Genomic DNA, 22,371 nt, shown 5'->3' on the forward strand with positions numbered 1-22,371 from the left:
CATGGGTATTTTCAAGGCCGCCGCCGTGCAGATGCGTTCAGGCACCAGCCCGGAGCGCAACGCCGCCGACATGGAGATTTTGGTCCGCCAGGCCGCCGGCCAGGGCGCGACCTACGTCCAGACGCCGGAAATGACCGGCGCGCTGGTGCGCGACAAGGAAGCGGGCGCGGCCGCCTTTACCACCGAGGACAAGGACATCGTCGTCGCCACGGCGCGCCGCTTGGCGAAGGAGCTCGGCATCCACCTGCATGTCGGCTCGACGGCAATCCGCCGCGCCGACGGCAAGCTCGCCAACCGCGCCTTCCTGTTTGCGCCCGACGGCGCCGTGGTCGCCGGCTATGACAAGATCCATATGTTCGATGTCGACCTCGACAATGGCGAAAGCTGGCGCGAATCCGCTGCCTACGAGCCGGGAACGGAAGCGGTGGTGACCGATGTCAACGGGACGAGGCTGGGCTTTGCCGTCTGCTACGACCTGCGCTTCCCGCAGCTGTTTCGCGCCGAGGCGATGGCCGGGGCCGAGGTTCTGACGGTGCCCGCCGCGTTCACGCGCCAGACCGGCGAGGCGCATTGGCATGTGCTGCTGCGCGCCCGCGCCATCGAGAACGGCGCCTACGTCATCGCCGCCGCGCAGGGTGGCCTGCATGAGGATGGCCGCGAGACCTATGGCCATTCGCTGATCGTCGATCCGTGGGGACGCATCATCGCCGAGGCCGCGCATAACGAGCCCGCCGGGATCGTTGCCGAGATCGACCCAGCGCAGTCGCTCGCCGCGCGCCGCAAGATCCCCAATCTGAAGAACGCGCGGGACTTCACCGTCAACGCCGGGACAAGCGAGGCGCCGCGCCTCAGGGGTGCGGCCTCTTGATCCGTTTTTCCCTGATCTGCGAGCACGAGCACGAATTCGAGGCGTGGTTCCGCGGCAATGACGACTTCGACACCCAGAAGAAGCGCGGCTTCGTCGATTGCCCGAACTGCGGCTCGCACAAGGTCGAGAAGGCGCTGATGGCGCCGGCGGTCTCGACGTCCCGCAAACAGGAGAAAGTCGCTTTGGCCATGGGCGAGGCGCAGAAGCAGGCGCTGGCGCAGCTGAAGGCGCTGGCCGAGAAGGTGCGCGAGAATGCCGACTATGTCGGCGACAAGTTCGCCGAGGAAGCACGCAAGATCCATTTCGGCGAGACCGACGCGCGCGGCATCTATGGCGAAGCGACGCCGGAAGAGGCGCAAAGCCTCGTCGAGGACGGCGTCGAGTTCATGCCGATCCCCGGCTTTCCGGAGGACCGGAACTGAGTTCCACAGAAACCTTGCGCCAAAAGAAAGCGGCCGAGCCGCAGCGTGATATGCGTTCGTTCGTCGATCGCCTGGCGCGGCAAGGAGCCGTCAAACTCAGTCGCAAACTGACCGTCGATGGCCTGAAAATCGTCGGCGATAAGGGCACGGACAAGATAGTCGAGGCGCTTGGGCTCATTCGGGATTTCGACCCCGTGCGATACAGGCGCTTGCTGCGCGACGTCGGGCAGATTTTGGTCACGGTCCTTCCGGCCTCGGTGGCTCAGTGGGCAGAGGCGTCGAAGGCTTGTGAACTGGATGAACGCTACCTCATCGATGACGCAAGGACGGCTGAGCACGTCGCGTCCACCATCGTCCACGAAGCCACGCATGCGCGACTGATGCGATGCGGAATCGGTTACGAAGAAGAGATCAGGGATCGCGTCGAGCGGGTCTGTCTGCGTCGGGAGATCGCCTTTGCGGCGAGGTTGCCGATAGGAGCGGATGCGGCTCAGCGAGCCGAAGCGAATCTTGAAGCGATGCCGGATTTCTCGGACAAGGCTATGAGGGAGCGCCACCTTGACGGCCTGCGGGATGCGCTTCTCTACCTCAACATGCCGGTTTGGCTCGTCAGTCTGATGGTATCGTATCGGCGATGGCAACACAGGCGACGGGTTGCGCGGCGCGCAACCGGCTGATGGGCCATGGATGGCCGACCGGCTGGAGCTTGCAGCCCATCGTTGGAGCAATTCCGGGAAGAGGGTGTGCGCCGCCTCACTTCTCCTGGAATTGCTTCCGGTCAAAGGCTGACGATCAGTTTTTCCAGCAGTTTCGCCAGTGTTTCCTTGTCCTCGCGCGTCAGGCCGGCGAGGATTTCATGCTCGTTGGCGACGTGGGCGGTGAGCGCCTCGTCGATGAGCTCGCGGCCTTTATCGGTGAGCTGAACGACAACGCCGCGCCGGTCGCTGGGGTGCGGCGCGCGCCGGGTCAGGCCCGCCTTCTCCAGACGGTCGAGGCGGGCGGTCATGGCGCCCGACGTCACCATCGTCGCCTCATAGAGCTCGGTCGGCGTCAGCGCGTAAGGCGAGCCCGACCGGCGCAACGTCGCCAGAACATCGAATTCGCCGGATTGCAGCCCGAAGCGGGCGAAGACAGGCGCCAGGCGGTCGCGTGCGATCAGCGCCGAAGCCTCGTTCAAGCGCCCGATGACGCCCATCGGCGACACGTCTAGATCCGGACGTTCCCGCCGCCATTGTTCCATGGCCCTGCCTGCTCGATCCATATCGCTCACCGCAAAGTATCTTGACATCAAGAATCTTTACGCTATCTTACCGTAAGATGAACCGGCGGCCAAGCGGTCACGCAGCGACAGGACAGCCCGATGAAAGTTCTCTGGGATTCGGCAATTGGCCTTCTGGTGGTGACGGGCGGGCTGCTCGGCATGACGCTGCCGTTCGGCAAGCTGGCGACCGCCGGGGGCGTGCCGGCCATGGTCTGGGCCTTCGTCATTTCGCTGGGCGCCGGCGGCGTGCTGCTCTTGGCGCTTCTGCTGCGCGGCGAGCGCATCCGGCTGACGCCGCACAAGCTGCGTTATTTCTTCGTCACCGCCGCGATCTCCTATGCCATTCCCAACCTCTTGATGTTTTCGGCCATGCCGCATCTCGGCGCCGGCTACACCGGCATCATGTTCACGCTGTCGCCGGTGATCACGCTGGTGTTCTCGATCCTGCTCGGTGTCCGGCGTCCCAATCTGCTCGGCGTCATCGGCATCGCCGTCGGCTTCGTCGGCGCGGCGATGGTCGCGCTTACCCGCGGCGAGGCCGGCCAGCCGGCCGATTATTTCTGGGTGGCGATCGGGCTCTTCATTCCCGTCAGCCTTGCCGCCGGCAATATCTACCGCACCGTCGACTGGCCGCAGGGCACCGGGCCGATCGAGCTCGCCGTCGGCAGCCACCTCGCATCGGCGACGCTGCTTCTTGCCGGCATTCTCGCCCTTTTCGGCTGCCAGGCCTTCGCTCCGCTCGCAGGCGTGCCGCTGGTGGTGGTCGGACAGGTGGCCTCGGCCTCGGCGATGTTTGTCTTCTTCTTCCGCCTGCAGGCGGTCGGCGGCCCAGTCTACCTCAGCCAGATCGGCTATGTGGCGGCGGCCGTCGGCCTGTTCGCCGGCACGCTCTTCCTCGGCGAACACTACCAGCTTCTGACCTGGCTGGGTGCGGCCATCATCACCGCCGGCGTTTTCATCACGACCAAGGCGCAAAGCCGGACCGGTGTGCCTGCGCCTGTTCGGATCGAGCCGGTGTCGTCCCGCAGCTAGGGCGTTTCACCGTTTCACTGAAACGGCGAACCGCTTTGTCTCGTTGTTTTGATGCAATTCCGGACCGGCGAAGTCGCCGAGCCTAACCGCTCACACTTTTCCTGGAATTGCCCTAGTCGTCCTGCTGTCGGCGGGTTCAGGCCGCGGATGGCGGCGGCGATGGGTGGCGGCGGCGCGCGCCGCCTGCTCGTAGATGCCGGTCATCAGCGTCGTCCATTCGGCGCCCCCGTAGCGGCGACTTTGGTGGCGGTCATGCCGCCGGAGCAGTTGGCCGCTAACGTGCCGAGAAGGAAAGGCTGCGCGCGCCAGGCGCTGATCTACTGGCGGGGTGGCTACAGACCATTGGAGGCTTGAGGGTCTGTCGGGATCACACGGAAGCTTTCTCGGCCAGCACCATGTAGTTGACGTCCATGTCCTTCGAGCGCTGCCAGCGGTCGGCCAGCGGATGATAGATGACGCCCGTGCGGTCGATCACCGTGAGGCCGGCGGCGCCCAGCGCCTTGCCAAGCTCCTCCGGCCGCACCAGCTTGCCGAACTGATGCGTGCCGCGCGGCAGCCAGCGCAGCACATATTCGGCGCCGATGATGGCAAGCCCGAGCGCCTTCAGCGTGCGGTTGATGGTGGCGACGAACATGACGCCGCCGGGGCGGACCATCTGGCCGCATTTGGCGACGAACAGGTCGACATCTGCGACATGCTCGACCACTTCCATGTTCAGGATGACATCGAAGGTTTCGCCGGCATCGGCGAGAGCCTCCGCCGTCGTGGCGCGATAGTCGATGCTGACGCCGGCTTCCGCCGCATGCAGCTTCGCTACTTCGATGTTGGTGGCGGAAGCGTCGGCGCCGACCACTTCGGCGCCAAGCCGGGCCATCGGCTCGCACAGCAAACCGCCGCCGCAACCGATGTCGAGGAAGCGCAGACCCTCGAAAGGCCGTGCCGCGCGCGGATCGCGGCCAAAGCGTGCCGCCACCTGGTCGCGGATATAGGCAAGCCGCACCGGATTGAACTTGTGCAGCGGACGGAACTTGCCGTTCGGATTCCACCATTCGGCGGCAAGGGCGGAGAAGCGCTCGACTTCTCCGGCATCGATGGTCGATCGGCGGGGCTCTGGCATGGCGGGTCTCCTCGAACGCCAAGAACTCGGGTCCCAGCCTAAGAAAGTCAAGGCAGGTTTTTTCGGCTGCTGTCACCCGGTTGCCAACCGTCCATATCTTCACCAGGCGTCGAGGATAGCTCAGCCTAGCGAGAAAGCTCGATCGTCGCATGGTTCATGTCGACACTGGCCGGCTCGATAGCCTGCAACGCTTCGCTGTCGCCAATCTCGGCCATGATACGATCCGCCGCCGCCCGGGCCTGTTCCACGCTTTGCCAGCGCACGACATCCACCCAGGTACCGTCCTCGCGCCTGCCGAGATGGCGGCTGAGAAAGCCCGGTTGCCGGGTAAGCCAGCCGCTCATGACCCCGTTATTGGCGACAAAGCCGGCTTCGGTGCCGGGCTTGAGGCGGAAAGTGACGATTTCCAGGGTCTCGGCCATGAGAATCTCCAAAGGGCGTTTCGGCCGTCTTACGGCATGGCCGGCGACAGGAATACGTCAGGATAAACGGCGCCGGGCCCGCTATAGCCGCGCTCGCTTGCGAAGCCTTGCTGTTTTGGCTAAGGAGGCCGCGCATTTCGGCGCTCGGTCACCCGAGCGTTTTCTCCAGTTCCGGCCCTGAGCCGGCTTCAGTCAAAGGCATTTCGCTTCCATGGCGCGTATCGTGATGAAATTCGGCGGAACATCGGTCGCCGACATCGCCCGCATCCGCAATGTGGCGCGGCATGTGAAACGCGAGGTCGATGCCGGCCACGAGGTTGCCGTCGTGGTCTCGGCGATGGCCGGCAAGACCAACGAGCTGGTCGGCTGGACGCGCGAGGCCTCGCCGATGCACGACGCGCGCGAATATGACGCCGTGGTTGCCTCGGGCGAGCAGGTCACCGCCGGTCTTCTGGCGATCACGCTGCAGAACATGGGAATCCACGCCCGCTCCTGGCAGGGTTGGCAGATCCCGATCAAGACCGACAACGCCCATGGCGCGGCGCGCATCCTCGACATCGACGGCGCCTTCCTGATCAAGCGCTTCGGCGAAGGCCAGGTGGCGGTGATCGCCGGCTTCCAGGGCATCGGACCGGACAACCGCATCGCGACGCTCGGCCGCGGCGGCTCCGACACCAGCGCGGTGGCGATCGCCGCCGCGGTCAAGGCCGACCGCTGCGACATCTATACCGATGTCGACGGTGTCTACACCACCGACCCGCGCATCGAGCCGAAAGCCCGTCGCCTGGCCAAGATTTCCTTCGAGGAAATGCTCGAAATGGCCTCGCTCGGCGCCAAGGTGCTGCAGGTGCGCTCGGTCGAGCTTGCCATGGTACACAGGGTGCGTACCTTCGTGCGGTCGTCCTTCGACGACCCCGACGCGCCCGGAATGGGGGATTTGCTCAATCCGCCCGGAACGCTCATTTGCGACGAGGAAGAGATCGTGGAACAGCAGGTCGTCACCGGAATTGCCTACGCCAAGGACGAAGCGCAGATTTCGCTGCGCCGCGTCGGCGACCGCCCAGGCGTTGCCGCCGGCATATTCGGCCCGCTGGCCGAGGCCAACATCAATGTCGACATGATCGTCCAGAACATCTCCGAGGACGGCAAGTTCACCGACATGACCTTCACCGTGCCCTCCGGCGACGTCGACAAGGCGCTTGCGGTGCTGGAAAAGCTGAAGCCCGAAGTCGGCTATGATGTCGTGCAGTCGGAAGCCGGCATGTCGAAGGTCTCGGTCATCGGCATCGGCATGCGCAGCCATGCGGGCGTCGCCGCCACCGCCTTCAAGGCGCTGGCGGACAAGGCGATCAACATCCGCGCCATCACGACTTCCGAGATCAAAATCTCGATACTGATCGACGGTCCCTATACGGAACTTGCAGTTCGTACTTTGCATTCCGTCTACGGTCTGGATAAGCAATAGCAAGAACTGAGTCAGTTGTTGCGTGATCGCCGGCCGCGGGAGAAACTGCGGCGGGCGAAATACCCATTGGAGAACAAGCCGCGATGCGTGATACGGCCAGTGGCCCGCGCGTTCTGCTCAAACGGCTTCGCGAGCTCATGCAGGAGCCGCTGGAGCCGCAGGAGCGGCTCGACCGCATCGTGCGCGACATTGCCTCCAACATGGTTGCCGAAGTCTGCTCGCTCTATGTGCTGCGCGCCGACTCGGTGCTCGAACTCTACGCCACCGAGGGTCTGAACCCGAACGCCGTTCACCTGGCGCAGCTCAGGCTCGGACAGGGCCTGGTCGGCACGATCGCCGCCAGCGCGCGGCCTCTCAACCTTTCCAACGCGCAGGAACACCCGGCATTCGCCTACCTGCCGGAAACGGGCGAAGAGATCTACAACTCCTTCCTCGGCGTGCCGGTGCTGAGGGCAGGGCGCACGCTGGGCGTGCTGGTGGTGCAGAACAAGACCATGCGCCACTATCGCGACGACGAGGTCGAGGCGCTGGAAACGACGGCGATGGTGATCGCCGAGATGATTGCCACCGGCGATCTCGCCCGCCTGACCAAGCCGGGGCTGGAGCTCGACCTCAGCCGTCCGGTGAGCTTCACCGGCCTTTCCTTCAATGACGGCGTCGGGCTCGGCCATGTCGTGCTGCACGAGCCGCGCATCGTCGTCACCAATCTGTTCAACGAAGACAGCGAGGAGGAGGTGCGTCGCCTCGACCGTTCGCTGGGCTCGCTGAGGCTGTCGATCGACGACATGCTGGAGCGCCGCGACGTTGCCTTCGAGGGCGAGCATCGCGAGGTGCTCGAGGCCTACCGCATGTTCGCCAACGACCGCGGCTGGGTGCGGCGGCTGGAAGAGGCGATCCGCAACGGCCTGACGGCGGAGGCGGCGGTCGAAAAGGTGCAGAGCGACATGCGCGCGCGCATGCTGCACATGACCGACCCGTATCTGCGCGAACGGATGAGCGATTTCGACGATCTCGCCAACCGGCTGTTACGCCAGCTGATGGGGCGCGGTCCGGAGGACGTCGCGGCCTCGCTGCCCAAGGACGCCATCCTGATCGCCCGCTCGATGGGCGCGGCCGAGCTGCTCGACTATCCGCGCGACAAGCTGCGCGGCCTGGTGCTTGAGGATGGTGCCGCGACCAGCCATGTCGTCATCGTCGCGCGCGCCATGGGCATCCCGGTCGCCGGACAGGTGAAGGGCGCCGTTTCCATGGCGGAAAACGGCGACGCCATCATCGTCGACGGCGAGGAAGGCACCATCCATCTCAGGCCGCAATCGGACCTGGAGGCCGCCTATGCCGAGAAGGTCCGCTTCCGGGCGCGGCGGCAGGAAGTCTATCGCGAACTGCGGAAGAAGCCGTCCGTGACCAAGGACGGGGTTGCGGTCGATCTCCTGATGAATGCGGGCCTTGCCGTCGATCTGCCGCAGCTGACCGAGTCGGGCGCCGCCGGCATCGGCCTGTTTCGCACCGAATTGCAGTTCATGGTCGCCTCGACCTTTCCGCGCGCCGAGGCGCAGGAGCGGCTTTACCGCGACGTGCTCGACGCCGCGCGCGGCAAGCCGGTCACCTTCCGCACCATCGACATCGGCGGCGACAAGGTGCTGCCCTATTTCAAGGGCGCCATCCAGGAAGAGAACCCGGCGCTCGGCTGGCGGGCGATCCGGCTGACGCTTGATCGTCCCGGGCTGCTGCGGACGCAGATCCGGGCGCTGCTCAAGGCCAGCGGCGGCCGCGAACTGAAGCTGATGCTGCCGATGGTGACCGAGCTGTCGGAAATCGCGCAGGCGCGCGAGATCATCGACCGCGAGGTCCGGCATTTGTCGCGCTTTGCCCATCATCTGCCCACCAGCCTCAAGCTCGGCGCGATGCTGGAAGTGCCGTCGCTCCTGTTCCAGCTCGACGAATTGATGAAGGCGGTGGATTTCGTCTCGGTCGGCTCCAACGACCTGTTCCAGTTCGTCATGGCCGTCGATCGCGGCAACACCCAGCTTGCCGACCGCTTCGACAATCTGTCGACGCCGTTCCTGCGCGTGCTGAAGATGATCGCCGACGCCGGCGCGCGCAACCATACGCCGGTGACGCTGTGCGGCGAGCTCGCCGGAAAGCCCATATCGGCCATGGCGCTGATCGGCCTCGGCTTCCGCTCGATCTCGATGTCGCCGGCATCGATCGGCCCGGTGAAGGCGATGCTCACCGAACTGCCGCTGCAGGAGCTGGAAGGCTTCTTCAACGACAATCTGATGGCGCCAAGCCAGAAATTGCCGATGCGGGCTCTCCTGCAGGCCTTTGCCGACGACCGCTCGATTCCGCTCTAGATTCACGTGAGGGCGGTCTGCAAATGGTGATTTTCTGCGCTTCCGGTGCTCATGTACCTAAATGTACATTCCGCTCCGGTTCTCGAAACTCGCCATTTTCGACTCGCCCTGACGTGAATCCCATCGAAGTACCAAGACCATGATCAACCTGCCCCGCGACCGTATGGATCAAGTCGTCAAGCGTTTCGACATGCTCGAAGCGCAGATGGCGGCCGGACCTGCAGCCGATGCCTATGTGAAGATGGCCTCCGAATATGCCGACATCCAGGAAATGGTAGGCAAGATCCGGGCCTTGCGCGCCGCCGAGCAGGAGCAGGCGGACCTCGAGGCGATGCTCGCCGACAAGGCGACCGACGCCGACATGCGGGCGCTGGCCGAGGCCGACCTGCCGGCGGTCGAGGAGCGCATCGAGGCGCTGCGGAAGGACATCCAGATCCTGCTTCTGCCCAAGGACGCGGCCGACGAAAGGAACGCCATCCTGGAAATCCGCGCCGGCACCGGCGGCGACGAGGCGGCGCTGTTCGCGGGCGACCTGTTTCGCATGTATGAGCGCTATGCCGCCGAACGTGGCTGGCGGTTCGAAACGGTGTCGGCCAGCGACGGCGATGCCGGCGGCTTCAAGGAAATCATCGCCACTGTTTCAGGCAGGGGCGTCTTTGCCCATCTCAAATTCGAGTCCGGCGTGCATCGGGTGCAGCGCGTGCCGGCGACCGAGGCCAGCGGACGCATCCACACGTCAGCCGCCACGGTTGCCGTATTGCCGGAAGCCGAAGAGGTCGACATCGAAATCCGCGCCGAAGACATCCGCATCGACACGATGCGCGCCTCGGGTTCTGGCGGCCAGCACGTCAACACCACCGACTCGGCGGTCCGCATCACGCATCTGCCGACCGGGATCATGGTGGTGCAGGCGGAGAAGTCGCAGCACCAGAACCGGGCAAAGGCCATGCAGATCCTGCGCGCCCGGCTCTATGACCTCGAACGCAGCCGGGCCGACGAAGAACGCTCGGAATCGCGCAAATCGCAGGTCGGCTCGGGCGACCGTTCGGAGCGCATCCGCACCTATAATTTCCCGCAGGGGCGCGTCACCGACCACCGCATCAACCTCACGCTCTACAAGCTCGACCGGGTGATGATGGGCGAACTCGACGAGGTGGTCGACGCGCTGATCGCCGACCACCAGTCGAAGCTGCTTGCCGATATGAGCCTGGATGGCTGATCCTCTACCCGCCGCGCTCGGACCGCTGCTCAAGGCAGCGCGCGAGCGCCTGGCCGCCGCCGGCATTGCCGATCCCGCGCTCGATTCGCGGTTGATCGTCGAACATTTCTCCGGCACGACCCGCACCCAGGCCATTGCCGAACCGGGACAACAAGTGGGCGACGCGGCGCTTCCGGCCATCGAATTGGCCCTGAGGCGTCGCGTCGCAGGCGAGCCGGTGCACCGCATCCTCGGCTACCGCGAATTCTACGGCCTGCGCCTGTCGCTCTCGCCGGAGACGCTGGAGCCGCGGCCGGACACCGAGACATTGGTCGACGCGGTCCTACCCTTCGTCAGGACAATCGCCGAAAGGCAGGGCGAATGCCGCATTCTCGATCTCGGCACCGGCACCGGCGCCATCGCGCTGCCGCTGCTCAGCGCCGTCCCGGTGGCCACCGCGACAGGCGTAGACATTTCGCCCGACGCATTGGCGACGGCAGCCGGAAACGCCCGGAACCTGGGGCTCGACGGGCGGTTCAAAGCCTTGCATTCCAACTGGTTCGAAAAAGTTTCGGGCCGCTACCATGTAATTGCCTCGAACCCTCCCTATATACCCAGTCGAGAGATTGGAAATCTGCAGGACGAGGTCCGCGATTTCGACCCGCACCGGGCCCTTGATGGCGGTGTGGATGGTTTGGACCCCTATAGGGTCATCGTCGCCGAGGCGGCAGGATTTCTGGAAACACAAGGCAAGGTAGCGGTCGAGATCGGCCACACGCAGAAAGACGAGGTCACCGGGATATTCGCCGCAGCCGGCTACCGGCTTGTCGGAGTCCACAGCGACCTCGGCGGCAACGACAGAGTTCTGGTGTTCGAGCGTTGAAAGCCCTGATGCAGTGCGAAAAAACCGCTTGGCAACATCGGGGAATGCAGTTAGGGTCCGGCTCAACCGGATGAGACGAAGCAGGCAGTGCTCCCAGCGATTCGGTTTTCCTTGGAAATAGCTGCCTTCTTGCGCAAACGACGCCCAAGCTTCGTGCGGGAATCGTCCGGCAAGTGATGTAACCGGAACAGGATGGCACGTGGCGCCAACGCAATTGATGCGGGCGAACGCCGGTGAAGAAACGAAACGGCTGGCTGCATGAGCGCCTCCGTTCGTGAAGAGTTTTTCGAAAATTTCACTATGAAGAGAGTCTAATGAGGCCACAACAGCAGAACAGGCGCATGCGCGGTCGCAACAACAATGGCGGCGGCGGTGGCAACAACAACCGCAAGGGGCCCAATCCCCTGACCCGCACTTACGAGAGCAACGGCCCGGACGTGAAGATTCGCGGATCGGCTCAACAGATCGCCGAGAAATATGCCACACTCGCCCGTGACGCGCAGAGCTCCGGCGACAGGGTGATGGCGGAGAACTACCTCCAGCACGCCGAACACTACAATCGCATCATTGCCGCCGCGCAGGCGCAGATGCCGATCCAGAACGCCCAGCAGAACCGCGACGATTTCGACGACGATCTCGATGAGGATCGCGACGAGTTCGACAATGCCGTCAACTCCGGCGGCAATGGCGCCGAGGCGCCTGGTGCGGCGCATGGCTCCGGGCCGCAGCCGGTAATCGAAGGCACGCCGGCCGAACTCGCCTACAACCAGGAAAACGGCCGCGACAACAACAACCGTCGCGACAACAACCAGCGCGACAACCGCGACAACAATGGCCGCGACCGGCACCGTGACCGCCGCAACGGCGGCTACGGCCAATATGGCCAGAACGGTCAGCGTGGCGAAAACGGCCAGCGCGGCGAGCAAGGCGGCCAGCAGTTCGACCAGAATCGCCGCAACGACGCGCAGGCGCAGCCCGAGGCCGCCGGCGAAGCCGGGCCGCAGGCCGAGCAGGCCGCGCCGCAATTCGACAGTTTCTCGCCGGCAGCGCTTGCCGCCCAGGCCGAGCTCAACGAAGCCGCCATCGACAATGGCGCTCGCCGGCCGCGGCGTCCGCGCCGCCCGCGCGGCGGCTATGCCGACCAGGCCAGCAATGGCGAGCAGTCGGAGGGCGCAAACCCCGAAGGTTCAAGTTCCGAAAATTCAGGCGAAGCGCGCAACGCGATGAGCAATGGCGATGAGGCCGGCGCCAAGCCCGTCGACGAGGCGAGGCCTGCCGCCAGCGAGCCGGCGCCGGTCGCCAGCGAAGGCGTGGCTCCGAGCGAGCCCGTGGCCGCCGACGCGAACAACTGATCCAGACGCCATTTCAGGCATTGCGGACGGCGGAGAGCATTCTCCGCCGTTTTTCGTTCGCGCGCGCCTGGAATATTCTGCTTTGATCGACATCAAGGCGTCTTGAGGGACCGTGGCCCATACACCATATCTCGCCAGGAAACAGGGCTCGGCTCTTATGGGCGGGTCCGTCACCGCAATCTGATCCGGTGCCGCAAAGCGGGCTGGTGATGGAAGGAGACAAGAGAATGAATCTTGAAAAATACTCGGAGCGCGTGCGCGGCTTCATCCAGTCCGCGCAGACCATGGCGCTCTCGCGCAACCATCAGCAATTCACCCCCGAACATATGCTTAAGGTGCTCGTCGACGATGACGAGGGCCTTGCCGCGTCCCTGATCGAGCGTGCCGGCGGCAACGCCCGCGACGCCAAGCTCGGCGTCGAGGCTGCGCTCGAAGCCATGCCCAAGGTCGAAGGCGGCAATGGGCAACTCTATCTTGCCCAGCCGCTCGCCAAGGTGTTTTCGACCGCCGAGGACCTGGCCAAGAAGGCCGGCGACAGTTTCGTCACCGTCGAGCGGCTGCTGCAGGCGCTCGTCATGGAGAAGTCGGCGAAGACCGCCGACGTCCTGTCCAAGGCTGGTGTCACCGCGCAGGCGCTCAACCAGGCCATCAACGACGTCCGCAAGGGCCGCACGGCAGATTCGGCCAGTGCCGAGCAGGGCTATGACGCGCTGAAGAAATACGCGCGCGACCTCACGGCGGACGCCCGCGCCGGCAAGCTCGATCCAGTCATCGGCCGCGACGACGAGATCCGCCGCACCATCCAGGTGCTGTCGCGGCGCACCAAGAACAACCCCGTGCTGATCGGCGAGCCCGGCGTCGGCAAGACGGCGATCGCCGAGGGCCTGGCGCTGCGCATCGTCAATGGCGACGTGCCGGAATCGCTGAAGGACAAGCAGTTGATGGCGCTCGACATGGGTGCGCTGATCGCCGGCGCCAAATATCGCGGTGAGTTCGAGGAGCGGCTGAAGGCCGTGCTCAACGAAGTCACGTCGGCCAACGGCAACATCATCCTGTTCATCGACGAGATGCACACGCTGGTGGGCGCCGGCAAGGCGGACGGCGCGATGGACGCGTCGAACCTGTTGAAGCCGGCGCTGGCGCGCGGCGAGCTGCACTGCGTCGGCGCGACCACGCTCGACGAATACCGCAAGCATGTCGAAAAGGATCCGGCGCTTGCCCGCCGCTTCCAGCCTGTCTTCGTCGACGAGCCGACCGTGGAAGACACGGTTTCGATCCTGCGCGGCCTGAAGGAGAAATACGAGCAGCACCACAAGGTGCGCATCTCGGACTCAGCTTTGGTGTCGGCGGCGACGCTGTCCAACCGCTACATCGCCGACCGCTTCCTGCCGGACAAGGCGATCGACCTTGTCGACGAGGCTGCTTCGCGGCTGAGGATGCAGGTCGATTCCAAGCCCGAGGCACTGGACGAGATCGACCGCCGGATCATGCAGCTCAAGATCGAGCGCGAGGCGCTGAAGGTCGAGAAGGACGAGGCCTCGAAGGACCGGCTTGCCCGGCTGGAGAAGGAACTCGCCGGTCTCGAGGAAGAATCGACCGAGCTGACCACGAAGTGGCAGGCCGAAAAGCAGAAGCTCGGCCTTGCCGCCGATCTGAAGAAGCAGCTCGACGAAACGCGTAACGAACTGGCGATTGCCCAGCGCAAGGGCGAGTTCCAGCGCGCCGGCGAGCTTGCCTATGGCAAGATCCCGGAGTTGGAGAAGAAGCTCAAGGAAGCCGAAGCCCAGGACGGCAAGGCCGGCATGGTGGAAGAGGTGGTCACACCTGACCACGTTGCCCATATCGTGTCGCGCTGGACCGGCATTCCGGTCGACAAGATGCTGGAAGGTGAGCGCGAGAAGCTGCTGCGCATGGAAGACGAGATCGGCAAGCGCGTCGTCGGCCAGGGCGAGGCCGTGCAGGCGGTGTCCAAGGCAGTGCGGCGCGCCCGCGCCGGGCTGCAGGATCCGAACCGGCCGATCGGCTCGTTCATGTTCCTCGGGCCGACCGGCGTCGGCAAGACCGAACTCACCAAGGCGCTGGCGAACTTCCTGTTCGACGACGAGACGGCGCTGGTGCGCATCGACATGTCGGAGTTCATGGAGAAGCACTCGGTCGCCCGGCTGATCGGCGCGCCTCCCGGCTATGTCGGCTATGAGGAAGGCGGCGCGCTCACCGAAGCGGTGCGGCGCCGGCCCTACCAGGTCGTGCTGTTCGACGAGATCGAGAAGGCGCATCCGGATGTGTTCAACGTGCTCTTACAGGTGCTCGACGACGGCCGCCTGACCGATGGCCAGGGCCGCACGGTCGATTTCCGAAACACGTTGATCATCATGACGTCGAACCTCGGCGCCGAATACCTGGTCGGTCTCAACGACGACCAGGATGTCGACGCCGTGCGCGACGAGGTGATGGCCGTGGTGAAAGCCTCGTTCCGGCCGGAGTTTCTCAACCGCGTCGACGAGGTGATCCTGTTCCACCGGCTGCGCCGGCAGGATATGGACCGCATCGTCGAGATCCAGCTCAAGCGGCTGGAGAACCTGCTTGTCGACCGCAAGATCGCACTGTCGCTGGATCATGACGCGATCGAGTGGCTGGCTTCGAAGGGCTACGATCCGGCCTATGGCGCCAGGCCACTGAAGCGGGTGATGCAGAAGGAACTGCAGGATCCGCTGGCGGAGAAGATCCTGCTCGGCGAAATCCTCGACGGCTCGACCGTCAAGGTCACCGCGGGTTCCGATCGGCTGAACTTCCGCTCGCAACCGACCGTGGTGGCGACGGAAGCCGCCGCCTGATCTCGGCAATTGGAATGAACGCAAGCGCGTCGCGCCGTACCGGTGCGACGCGCTTTGCTATTTTGGGCGACCGCGCATAATCGGGTGTCGATTCGCAATGGCTGGGGGACTTCGTTGAAGCTCGACGACTATAACGGCTTCTGCGCGTCGCTGCCCGCGACGACGCATGTGGTGCAGTGGGGTGGCGCTCATGTCTGGAAGGTCGGCGGCAAGGTATTCGCCATTGGCGGCTGGAACGACAGCGGTCGGCTGTTCGTCACCTTCAAATGTTCCGAGATGGCCTATGACGTGCTGAAGGATCAGCCGGGCTGCCGGCCGGCGCCCTATCTCGCCTCGCGCGGCATGAAATGGATCCAGCGTCAGACAAGCCAAAGCGTGGATGATGCGGCGCTCGAGGACTATCTGCGCGAGAGCCATCGCCTGGTCGTCCTCAAGCTGACCAGACAGGCACGCAAGGAATTGGGGCTTGCCGCGACCTAAGGATTCTATGCATGTCGTTCTCGCAAAACCGCTGCACACGTTTGCGCGACCTGCATTGGCTGATATTCCTCAAGGCACCGGAAAGACGCCATCTTCATGCCCGGTTCATGTTGGAACTTTAGTTTTGGCAACTGGTTTGCTGGCGAAGGGTTCGCCCGCAGGGACCCCAGTGGACCGGAGAGCTCGACCGCCATGCTGCGCTTGATTTTTACCCTTTCGGCACTCGCGGCCGGGCCGGTGTCTTCCAGTGCGTTCGCAACGCCGAGTGTGGACGGTGCGCCGCAGGCGGCACTGCCCGCGGAGCGCGGCTCGCTGATCCTGGCGCAGGAAGGCAATATCGATATCTATTACGACGCCAGGGGCAACCGGGTGCTGGTCGATGCCGACACCGGCAAGGTGATCGCCATCCAGCCCCCGGGGAGCAGGCTCGACCGCCGCGCGCTGCGCCGGCAGATGCGCATGCAGGAACTCGGCCGCGCGCCGGCCGAAGACAATGACCGCTATTATCTCGACAATCCGGAGGACATGGCTCGCTTCCGCCGCCGGCAGTTGGAGGAGAATGGCCGGGTCATCCCGCCGCCGGTCGACGAATATGACCCGAACGGCGACGACAATTCCGTCGATGCCTATCCGCCAGCGCCGTCCAATAATGATGAAGGTTCCGCGACCACCTATCCGGAGGCGCCGAACACAATCAAGCGCCAGCCGCTGAGCGAGGCATCGATCGATCCGGAGCAGCCGGGCCAGGGCGAAGTGCTGCAGACCAATCCGGATGCGTCATTGCCACCGCCGAACACAGGCGGCAAGGCGACCGTCGATCCATCGCTTTCGCTCGGCGTGCGCCAAGACGTTGCCGCGCTGCAGGTGCTGCTCGACCGCGGCGGCGCTTCGCCGGGCGTGATCGACGGGCGCTTCGGCTCGAATGTCGACAAGGCGCTGGCCGCCTACAATGAGATAAACGGCACCAATCTGAAATCGACCGATGCCGTCGGCATCCAGGCGGCACTTGCCCAGTCCGGCGGCGACGCCTTTGCCTCCTATACGATCACGCCGGAAGATGTGGCAGGCCCCTATGTCGCCTCGATCCCGGAGGACTACAGCCAGAAGGCCAGGCTCGACTGCATGTGCTACACCTCGGTCACCGAGGCGCTGGGCGAACGCTTCCACATGGATGAGAACTATCTGAAGTCGATCAACAAGGGGATCGACTTCAATCGCCCCGGCACCATGATCAAGGTCGCTAATTTCGGCAAGCTGGTGTCGACGCCGGTGGCGCGCATCGTCGCCGACAAGACCAAGAAGGAAGTCTACGCCTATGACGCCGGCGGCAAGCTGGTCGCGGCCTATCCGGCCACGATCGGATCGGCCGACACGCCTTCGCCGACCGGCATTCATGCCGTGTCGCGCATCGCGCTCGACCCGAACTACACCTACAATCCCAATATCAATTTCAAGCAGGGCCAGAACGACAAGATCCTGACCGTCCCGCCAGGCCCGAACGGCCCGGTCGGCTCGGTGTGGATCGCGCTCGACAAGCCGACCTACGGCATCCACGGCACGCCCGAACCCTCCAAGATCGGCAAGACCGAGAGCCATGGCTGCGTGCGACTGACCAATTGGGATGCGCGCGAACTCGCCAAGCTGGTGTCGCCGGGCGTCACTGTGGAATTCGTCGGCGGACCAACAATCGTGGAAGTCGGCGGGACCTCAACCGATGAGTTTACGCAGCAGTGAGGTGCGCGGCGCTGCGGCATAGATGAGCTGCATCAGCAGGATGAAGCCTATGCTGAGCAGCGGCGTGATCAGGCACAGCGCTGCGCCGACCGCCCACAGTGCCTGCGCCTTGACGATACGATCGTAGACTGTGCGCAGCGTTTCAGCATCCACGTCCTCGGCGATCATGCCGTTCCTGTCGGCATACCACCAACTCGCGAACAACGTTGCGCCCAGCATCAGCAGGTTCAGCCAGTAGACGACGACCGCGATCCTGAACTCAAGGAAATCGGCAAGAAGGTCGGTCGAGAAGGGCAGCAGCGCGATGAAAGCGAGAAAGCATAGGTTGAGTGTCGCGAGCCTGCGGTCCGACTTCGCGATCAGGCCATGCTGCGCCTGCTGGCCGAACCAGAAGATGGTCAGCGTCAGGAAGCTCAGCGCATAGGTCAGGAAGCGCGGCGCCAGCGCGAGGATCGCTATGAGCAATTCGCTTTCCGAATGCACTGCTTCATGCGCCGGCACCCTGATCTCCAGCACGATCAAGGTGAGCGCGATGGCGAAGACGCCGTCGGTTATGCCGACGATGCGTTCGCGCCCTTCTACCGAGGGTTCGAGCGGCCGCTTCATGGTTTTCCCCTCCCTTACATGATGGTGGAACCTAGCACGCCACCAACGGTTTGCATCAAGATTGGTCCACCTCGCCATGCAGCCAGTGTCATCTGGTTTCAAGAACAGCGATGCTCTGGCTTGTTGTTGCGTCCACGCCGGAAGGCTAAGCAGAGGCCCATGTCATCCGCGAACGAAACCACCGCTGATTCGCGTTCGCCCGCGCGTGCGAACGGTACGTTCTGCCCCCAGACGCAGCGAAAATTCGTGCTGGTCGCGGCGATCCTTGCCTCGGCGCTTGGCTTCATCGACGGTTCAATCCTGGCGATCGCAATGCCAGCGCTGCGCGTCGATCTCGGCGCCAGCCTGGCGCAAGCGCAGTGGATTTCCAACGCCTATGCGCTGACGCTGTCGGCGCTGATCCTTGCGGGCGGTGCGGCCGGCGACCGGTTTGGGCTGCGGCGCGCCTTCGTCACCGGCATCGCACTGTTCATCGCGGCTTCGCTCGCCTGTGCGGTCGCGCCCGATCCGGCTATATTGATCGCCTTCCGAGCCATCCAGGGCGTCGGCGCCGCGATCATGGTGCCGGGCAGTCTCGCCATCATCGCCAAAGCCTATCCGAAGAAGGAGCGCGGCCGGGCGATCGGCATCTGGGCCGCCGCTTCGGCGCTGACCACGGCGCTCGGGCCGGTGCTCGGCGGCTTTGTCCTGTCGACTTTCGGCAATGGGGTCTGGCGCGCGATCTTTGCCATCAACCTGCCGCTTGGGCTGATCTCGATCTATCTGCTTTTGGCCAAGGTGCCGGCCGACAAGCCGACCGAAAAACGCAGCCTCGATCTTGGCGGCGCCGCGCTGGCGACGCTGGCCTTCGGCTTGCTCGCCTACGGGCTGACGGCAATGAATGCCGAAGGCGGCGGGATGCTGTCCAGCCCGGCGATCATCGCCGGCGTTGTCCTGCTTTTTGTCTTCATCTTTTATGAGTTCAGGCAGCGCGATCCGATGATCAATCTCGGCCTGTTCCGCATCCGCGCCTTTGCCGGCGCCAATCTGGCGACATTCTTCCTTTACTTCGCGCTGTCGGCCAATCTGTTTTACCTGCCGATGCTGCTGATCGCCGGCTGGAGGCTGAGCGAGGCCGAGGTCGGCTTCATTTTCCTGCCGTTGTCGGCGTCGATCGCGCTTTTGTCCGGGCCGGTCGGCCACTGGTCGGACAGGATCGGTCCGCGCTTTCCGATCGCCAGCGGCAGCATGGTCGTCGCCGTCGCTTTCGCCGGCCTCGCCATGCTGACGCATTTCGGCATCCACAAATTCTGGACCGGGACCTTTCCGCTGATGGCGCTGATGGGGCTTGGCATGGCGCAAGTCGTGTCGCCGCTGTCGACCGCGGTGATGACGTCCGTCGAGGACAAGGATACCGGGGCAGCGTCCGGCATCAACAATGCGGTCTCGCGCGTCGGCGGTCTGATCGCGGTGGCGGCGATGGGCTCGCTGGCGGCCTGGGTGTACGCGGGCATGGCCAGCAATGCTCCCGGGATACCCGGTTTCGGCGAGCCGCCCGCATCCGGTCTTGCCGCCAATCTCGATGCGGCCAGGGTTGCGGCAAGCGATTCGGCTTTCGCCGCGGTCGCGGCGATCACGACACTGCTCTGCGTGCTTTCTTCACTCACCGCCTGGCTCACGGTGCCCGGGCAGGCGTCGCCCTGGCCGCGGCAGTCAAATGATTCGCGTGGTTAGTTCGGAAGCTGCGAATCGGTCTTGGCGCTGGCAACCTTCAGCGAGTTGCCGTCTTCCTGCTTCAAAAGATCGTCGATGCGCTCGCGCTCGCGCTTGAAGGCCACGAGATCGTCGCCCCTCAGCACCTTGCCGACCGGCAGGCGGACGCGCATGGAATCGACCTTGGTGCCGTTGACGATCAGCTCGTAGTGAAGGTGCGGGCCGGTGGAGAGGCCGGTCTGGCCGAGATAGCCGATCGTCTGGCCCTGGCGGACGTGAACGCCTGGCTCGATGCCTTTGGCGAAAGCGCTCTGGTGATTGTAGGAGGTCTCATAGCCATTGGCATGGCGAATGATGATCTGCTTGCCGTAGCCGCCGGCCCAGCCGGCTTTCTCGACCACGCCGTTGCCGGCGGCGATGATCGGCGTGCCGATAGGCGCTGCCCAGTCGGTGCCGGTATGCATACGTACATAGCCAAGGATCGGATGCCGGCGCGCGCCGAAGCCGGAGGTGAAGCGCCCATTGGGAAGCGGGTTGCGCAACAGAAACTGCTTGGCGCTGCTGCCGTTCTCGTCGAAATAGTCGACGCTGCCGTCCTGCATCTGGAAACGGTAGAAATTCTTCGTCTGGCCGCCGAAGGTCGCCGAGACATAGAGAAGGTCTGAATTGTCGGAGGTCTGGTCGTCGCTGTCGGGCTGCGAGAACAGGACCTCGAGCCGGTCGGCCGGTGAGAGTCGCGACTGGAAATCGACGTCTGAAGCCAGCAGCTTGATCAGCTTCTGCGTCATCGCTTTCGACATGCCGTAGGAGTAGGCGGTGCGGTAGATGCCGTCATAGACATTGGGCAGGTTGCCGCGCACCACGACGGGCTGCGAATCATCGAACGCCGTCAAAAGCTCGGGATTGGCCTCCGGCTCCTGCGCCGGCACATACTGGCCGCGGTCGTCGAGCGCGATGGTCACGATATGGGTGGTCTTGTCGTAGACGCTGGTGCGCACGACCTTGGCGACATCGCCGCGCACTTCGAGGCCGACGCGCAGTACCGTTCCGGCCTTCAGCGCCGGGGCGTTCAAGAGCTTGCTGATTGCCTCCGCCATTCCTGTCGCGTCATCGCCGGTATAGCCCGAATCGGCATAAGCCTCGGCGATGTCGGTATCCTCGGTGAAGGGAATGATCTCCTCGGCAAAGGCAGGCGCCTGGTCGTCCGGCGTGGCGCGCGGCGCCACCGAAACGTTTTCCTGCGTGATCTTCACGTCATAGGAGCCGGCCATCGATTCGGCGAAGGCATCGCCGAACCGCTGCGGATCGACATAATGCAATGCCGCCACCTGAACGGCGCCATCGCTCAGGCCATTGCGGGCGTCCCGCACCACCTTTTCCACCTCGTCGGCGGAAAGGTCGCTCTTTTCGTCGAAGGAGGCCGTCTCGACCGGGAAGTCGACCGTCTTCAGGCTCATCTCGCTTTCGACCTTGGCGCCGTAGATCTGGCCGGCGACGGCGGCGGCCGTTGCAGGCTGCGGATTGTCGTCGCCGTCGTCGCCGAAGACCTGCATCGGATCGAATGGCGGGTAGGGGCGGTTGGTGGTGTGGCCGGCCGCCAGGGCCATCTTGATCTGAACGAAAGGCATGGTGTGGATAACGTCGCGGTCACCGACCTTGGTGACCATCGACACCTCCATGCGGCGGCGGTCCTTTGCCCGGGCGATCTGGCGCGGCGCGACCAGCCTCGTGGTCTTTGCCTGCTCGCCGGAATCGTCGCCGCCGCCGGCAAGGCTGATAAGCTCGGCGATTTCGGGCGGAGTGGCCAGCTGCTGGCGCCCGTCGAGCGCCGCAAACAGCGCCACGCCCATCAACACGCTCGAGGTCACACCGGTGAGGAAAGTGCCCGACAGCCAGCGCGCCGAGACCTCGCGGCGGTCGGGCGGACCGCTGCGGCCGTCCGCGATCAGCGGCGGCTCGTTGCCGAGTTCGGCTATGACCTCTTCGGTGTCTGGCATCCAGAAAGGCTGCTTCTTCCCCAGGCGAAACGGCTTGTCGTCGTCGTTGCGGCCATGACAATTGCCTGTCACGGCAGTTGAAGTCAACGAAGCGGCAGGCCGGGGCCTTTTATCCCCAATCATGCGCCCCTTATGCAGGGCGCCCTGTCGTTCGTCGCCGGCGCGCCTCGTATGTACGCGCGCGCCTTCCATATATGGGCCGGTTTCACGCCTCAATGCGGCGGCAATAGGGCCTCCTTGTGGATGACCCAGGGGCTGCCGCCAGGGCAGCCGGCTATCGAAAAAAACGGTCCGAAAAATTCGTCGCAAAAAATTCAAAAAAGTTCGAAATCGGTGTTGACGCGTCGAGGGAGCTCCGACTATATACGGCCCACGAACGAGGGCGGTGCGCCGCTGGCGACGAAGAAGTTTGCTTCTAAATCTGCCCTTGGTTGAAATTCAAGAGAGCCGCGTGAGCGACACTCGGACGGGCCCGAAGCCGAAAAGCGATGAGGGCCGCGACATTGCGTGAAGTGATGTCTGTTCTTTGACAATTGAATATTGAAGAAAGAGAAACGTGGGCGGCAGAGTCCTGCTGAGCCTCTTACTCCGCCAGGGGTAATTGGTTCGAACGAGACTTTGGCGGATCACGTTTCGTGAGAATAAGTCTACCAA

At 64.2% G+C, this 22,371-nt stretch carries 18 protein-coding genes; 13 read left to right on the forward strand and 5 right to left on the reverse strand.

From position 1 onward, the window contains the following. Position 1 precedes the first annotated feature (1 nt). The 3 genes from DPM33_RS28005 to DPM33_RS28015 are packed head-to-tail and all read left to right on the forward strand — an operon-like array spanning position 2 to position 1,967. A complete protein-coding gene (locus tag DPM33_RS28005) occupies positions 2-868 on the forward strand; it encodes a carbon-nitrogen hydrolase family protein (RefSeq protein ID WP_112100640.1) in 867 nt (288 codons plus the stop codon). Beyond that, a complete protein-coding gene (locus DPM33_RS28010; RefSeq protein WP_112100641.1) occupies positions 865-1,290 on the forward strand; it encodes a DUF1178 family protein in 426 nt (141 codons plus the stop codon). The genes DPM33_RS28005 and DPM33_RS28010 overlap by 4 nt, the downstream gene beginning before the upstream one ends. 14 nt (positions 1,291-1,304) lie before the next feature. Then, entirely contained in the window at positions 1,305-1,967 is a 663-nt protein-coding gene (locus DPM33_RS28015) for a hypothetical protein (RefSeq protein WP_112100642.1), read from the forward strand. A 101-nt stretch (positions 1,968-2,068) separates the two neighbouring features. On the opposite strand, the gene DPM33_RS28020 is transcribed toward DPM33_RS28015, so the two are convergent. After that, positions 2,069-2,551 carry a MarR family winged helix-turn-helix transcriptional regulator gene (locus tag DPM33_RS28020; RefSeq protein WP_112100643.1) on the reverse strand — a complete coding sequence of 161 codons (483 nt, stop codon included), beginning with the start codon at positions 2,549-2,551 and terminating at the stop codon, positions 2,069-2,071. Between the two features lie 99 nt (positions 2,552-2,650). On the opposite strand from DPM33_RS28020, the gene DPM33_RS28025 reads away from it, so the two are divergent. Continuing rightward, on the forward strand, positions 2,651-3,583 hold the full coding sequence (locus tag DPM33_RS28025) for a DMT family transporter (protein WP_112100644.1): 933 nt from the start codon (positions 2,651-2,653) through the stop codon (positions 3,581-3,583). A gap of 367 nt (positions 3,584-3,950) precedes the next feature. On the opposite strand, the gene ubiG is transcribed toward DPM33_RS28025, so the two are convergent. Further along, positions 3,951-4,700, reverse strand: coding sequence for a bifunctional 2-polyprenyl-6-hydroxyphenol methylase/3-demethylubiquinol 3-O-methyltransferase UbiG (gene ubiG / locus DPM33_RS28030; protein ID WP_112100645.1), 750 nt, complete (start codon positions 4,698-4,700; stop codon positions 3,951-3,953). Between the two features lie 125 nt (positions 4,701-4,825). After that, complete coding sequence (locus tag DPM33_RS28035) at positions 4,826-5,122, reverse strand: antibiotic biosynthesis monooxygenase family protein (RefSeq protein WP_112100646.1); 297 nt, start codon at positions 5,120-5,122, stop codon at positions 4,826-4,828. A gap of 211 nt (positions 5,123-5,333) precedes the next feature. Here DPM33_RS28035 and DPM33_RS28040 point away from each other — a divergent pair, with 211 nt between their 5' ends. The 8 genes from DPM33_RS28040 (at position 5,334) to DPM33_RS28075 (ending at position 17,422) form a co-directional block, all read left to right on the forward strand. Then, on the forward strand, positions 5,334-6,587 hold the full coding sequence (locus DPM33_RS28040; RefSeq protein ID WP_112100647.1) for an aspartate kinase: 1,254 nt from the start codon (positions 5,334-5,336) through the stop codon (positions 6,585-6,587). An 83-nt stretch (positions 6,588-6,670) separates the two neighbouring features. Then, the gene (gene ptsP, locus DPM33_RS28045) at positions 6,671-8,941 is read left to right on the forward strand and encodes a phosphoenolpyruvate--protein phosphotransferase (RefSeq protein ID WP_112100648.1); all 2,271 of its coding nucleotides are present in this window, start codon (positions 6,671-6,673) and stop codon (positions 8,939-8,941) included. 139 nt (positions 8,942-9,080) lie between these two features. After that, positions 9,081-10,160 (forward strand): peptide chain release factor 1, encoded by a 1,080-nt coding sequence (gene prfA, locus DPM33_RS28050; RefSeq protein ID WP_112100649.1) that lies wholly within the window; start codon positions 9,081-9,083, stop codon positions 10,158-10,160. Next, complete coding sequence (prmC, locus tag DPM33_RS28055) at positions 10,153-11,022, forward strand: peptide chain release factor N(5)-glutamine methyltransferase (protein WP_112100650.1); 870 nt, start codon at positions 10,153-10,155, stop codon at positions 11,020-11,022. Before prfA ends, prmC begins: the two co-directional genes overlap by 8 nt. Positions 11,023-11,336: 314 nt before the next feature. Continuing rightward, entirely contained in the window at positions 11,337-12,374 is a 1,038-nt protein-coding gene (locus DPM33_RS28060) for a DUF4167 domain-containing protein (protein WP_112100651.1), read from the forward strand. A gap of 227 nt (positions 12,375-12,601) precedes the next feature. Beyond that, positions 12,602-15,208: an ATP-dependent chaperone ClpB gene (gene clpB / locus DPM33_RS28065; protein ID WP_112100652.1), complete on the forward strand. Its 2,607-nt coding sequence runs from the start codon at positions 12,602-12,604 to the stop codon at positions 15,206-15,208. Positions 15,209-15,322: 114 nt separating this feature from the next. Further along, a complete protein-coding gene (locus DPM33_RS28070) occupies positions 15,323-15,688 on the forward strand; it encodes an MmcQ/YjbR family DNA-binding protein (RefSeq protein WP_112100653.1) in 366 nt (121 codons plus the stop codon). A gap of 192 nt (positions 15,689-15,880) precedes the next feature. Continuing rightward, positions 15,881-17,422, forward strand: coding sequence for a L,D-transpeptidase family protein (locus DPM33_RS28075; protein WP_112100654.1), 1,542 nt, complete (start codon positions 15,881-15,883; stop codon positions 17,420-17,422). Here the strand turns inward: DPM33_RS28075 and DPM33_RS28080 are convergent. Next, positions 17,396-18,028, reverse strand: a complete 633-nt coding sequence (locus DPM33_RS28080; protein WP_112100655.1) for a TMEM175 family protein — start codon at positions 18,026-18,028, stop codon at positions 17,396-17,398. The two genes, DPM33_RS28075 and DPM33_RS28080, sit on opposite strands and share 27 nt — an antisense overlap. Before the next feature lie 159 nt (positions 18,029-18,187). Here DPM33_RS28080 and DPM33_RS28085 point away from each other — a divergent pair, with 159 nt between their 5' ends. Beyond that, a complete protein-coding gene (locus DPM33_RS28085) occupies positions 18,188-19,741 on the forward strand; it encodes an MFS transporter (protein WP_112100656.1) in 1,554 nt (517 codons plus the stop codon). Here the strand turns inward: DPM33_RS28085 and DPM33_RS28090 are convergent. After that, complete coding sequence (locus DPM33_RS28090) at positions 19,738-21,717, reverse strand: M23 family metallopeptidase (RefSeq protein ID WP_167449251.1); 1,980 nt, start codon at positions 21,715-21,717, stop codon at positions 19,738-19,740. The two genes, DPM33_RS28085 and DPM33_RS28090, sit on opposite strands and share 4 nt — an antisense overlap. Positions 21,718-22,371: the final 654 nt, after the last annotated feature.

The organism is Mesorhizobium hawassense, assembly GCF_003289945.1.
GTDB classification, from domain to species: Bacteria; Pseudomonadota; Alphaproteobacteria; order Rhizobiales; family Rhizobiaceae; genus Mesorhizobium; species Mesorhizobium hawassense.

What these genes read in the sequence shown, in the direction of transcription:
- DPM33_RS28005 (WP_112100640.1), top strand. Translation starts at nt 2, where the DNA reads ATGGGTATTTTCAAGGCCGCCGCCGTGCAGATGCGTTCAGGCACCAGC.
- DPM33_RS28020 (WP_112100643.1), bottom strand. Translation starts at nt 2,551, where the DNA reads ATGGATCGAGCAGGCAGGGCCATGGAACAATGGCGGCGGGAACGTCCG.
- DPM33_RS28025 (WP_112100644.1), top strand. Translation starts at nt 2,651, where the DNA reads ATGAAAGTTCTCTGGGATTCGGCAATTGGCCTTCTGGTGGTGACGGGC.
- ubiG (WP_112100645.1), bottom strand. Translation starts at nt 4,700, where the DNA reads ATGCCAGAGCCCCGCCGATCGACCATCGATGCCGGAGAAGTCGAGCGC.
- DPM33_RS28035 (WP_112100646.1), bottom strand. Translation starts at nt 5,122, where the DNA reads ATGGCCGAGACCCTGGAAATCGTCACTTTCCGCCTCAAGCCCGGCACC.
- DPM33_RS28040 (WP_112100647.1), top strand. Translation starts at nt 5,334, where the DNA reads ATGGCGCGTATCGTGATGAAATTCGGCGGAACATCGGTCGCCGACATC.
- ptsP (WP_112100648.1), top strand. Translation starts at nt 6,671, where the DNA reads ATGCGTGATACGGCCAGTGGCCCGCGCGTTCTGCTCAAACGGCTTCGC.
- prfA (WP_112100649.1), top strand. Translation starts at nt 9,081, where the DNA reads ATGATCAACCTGCCCCGCGACCGTATGGATCAAGTCGTCAAGCGTTTC.
- prmC (WP_112100650.1), top strand. Translation starts at nt 10,153, where the DNA reads ATGGCTGATCCTCTACCCGCCGCGCTCGGACCGCTGCTCAAGGCAGCG.
- DPM33_RS28060 (WP_112100651.1), top strand. Translation starts at nt 11,337, where the DNA reads ATGAGGCCACAACAGCAGAACAGGCGCATGCGCGGTCGCAACAACAAT.
- clpB (WP_112100652.1), top strand. Translation starts at nt 12,602, where the DNA reads ATGAATCTTGAAAAATACTCGGAGCGCGTGCGCGGCTTCATCCAGTCC.
- DPM33_RS28075 (WP_112100654.1), top strand. Translation starts at nt 15,881, where the DNA reads ATGCTGCGCTTGATTTTTACCCTTTCGGCACTCGCGGCCGGGCCGGTG.
- DPM33_RS28080 (WP_112100655.1), bottom strand. Translation starts at nt 18,028, where the DNA reads ATGAAGCGGCCGCTCGAACCCTCGGTAGAAGGGCGCGAACGCATCGTC.
- DPM33_RS28085 (WP_112100656.1), top strand. Translation starts at nt 18,188, where the DNA reads ATGTCATCCGCGAACGAAACCACCGCTGATTCGCGTTCGCCCGCGCGT.
- DPM33_RS28090 (WP_167449251.1), bottom strand. Translation starts at nt 21,717, where the DNA reads ATGCCAGACACCGAAGAGGTCATAGCCGAACTCGGCAACGAGCCGCCG.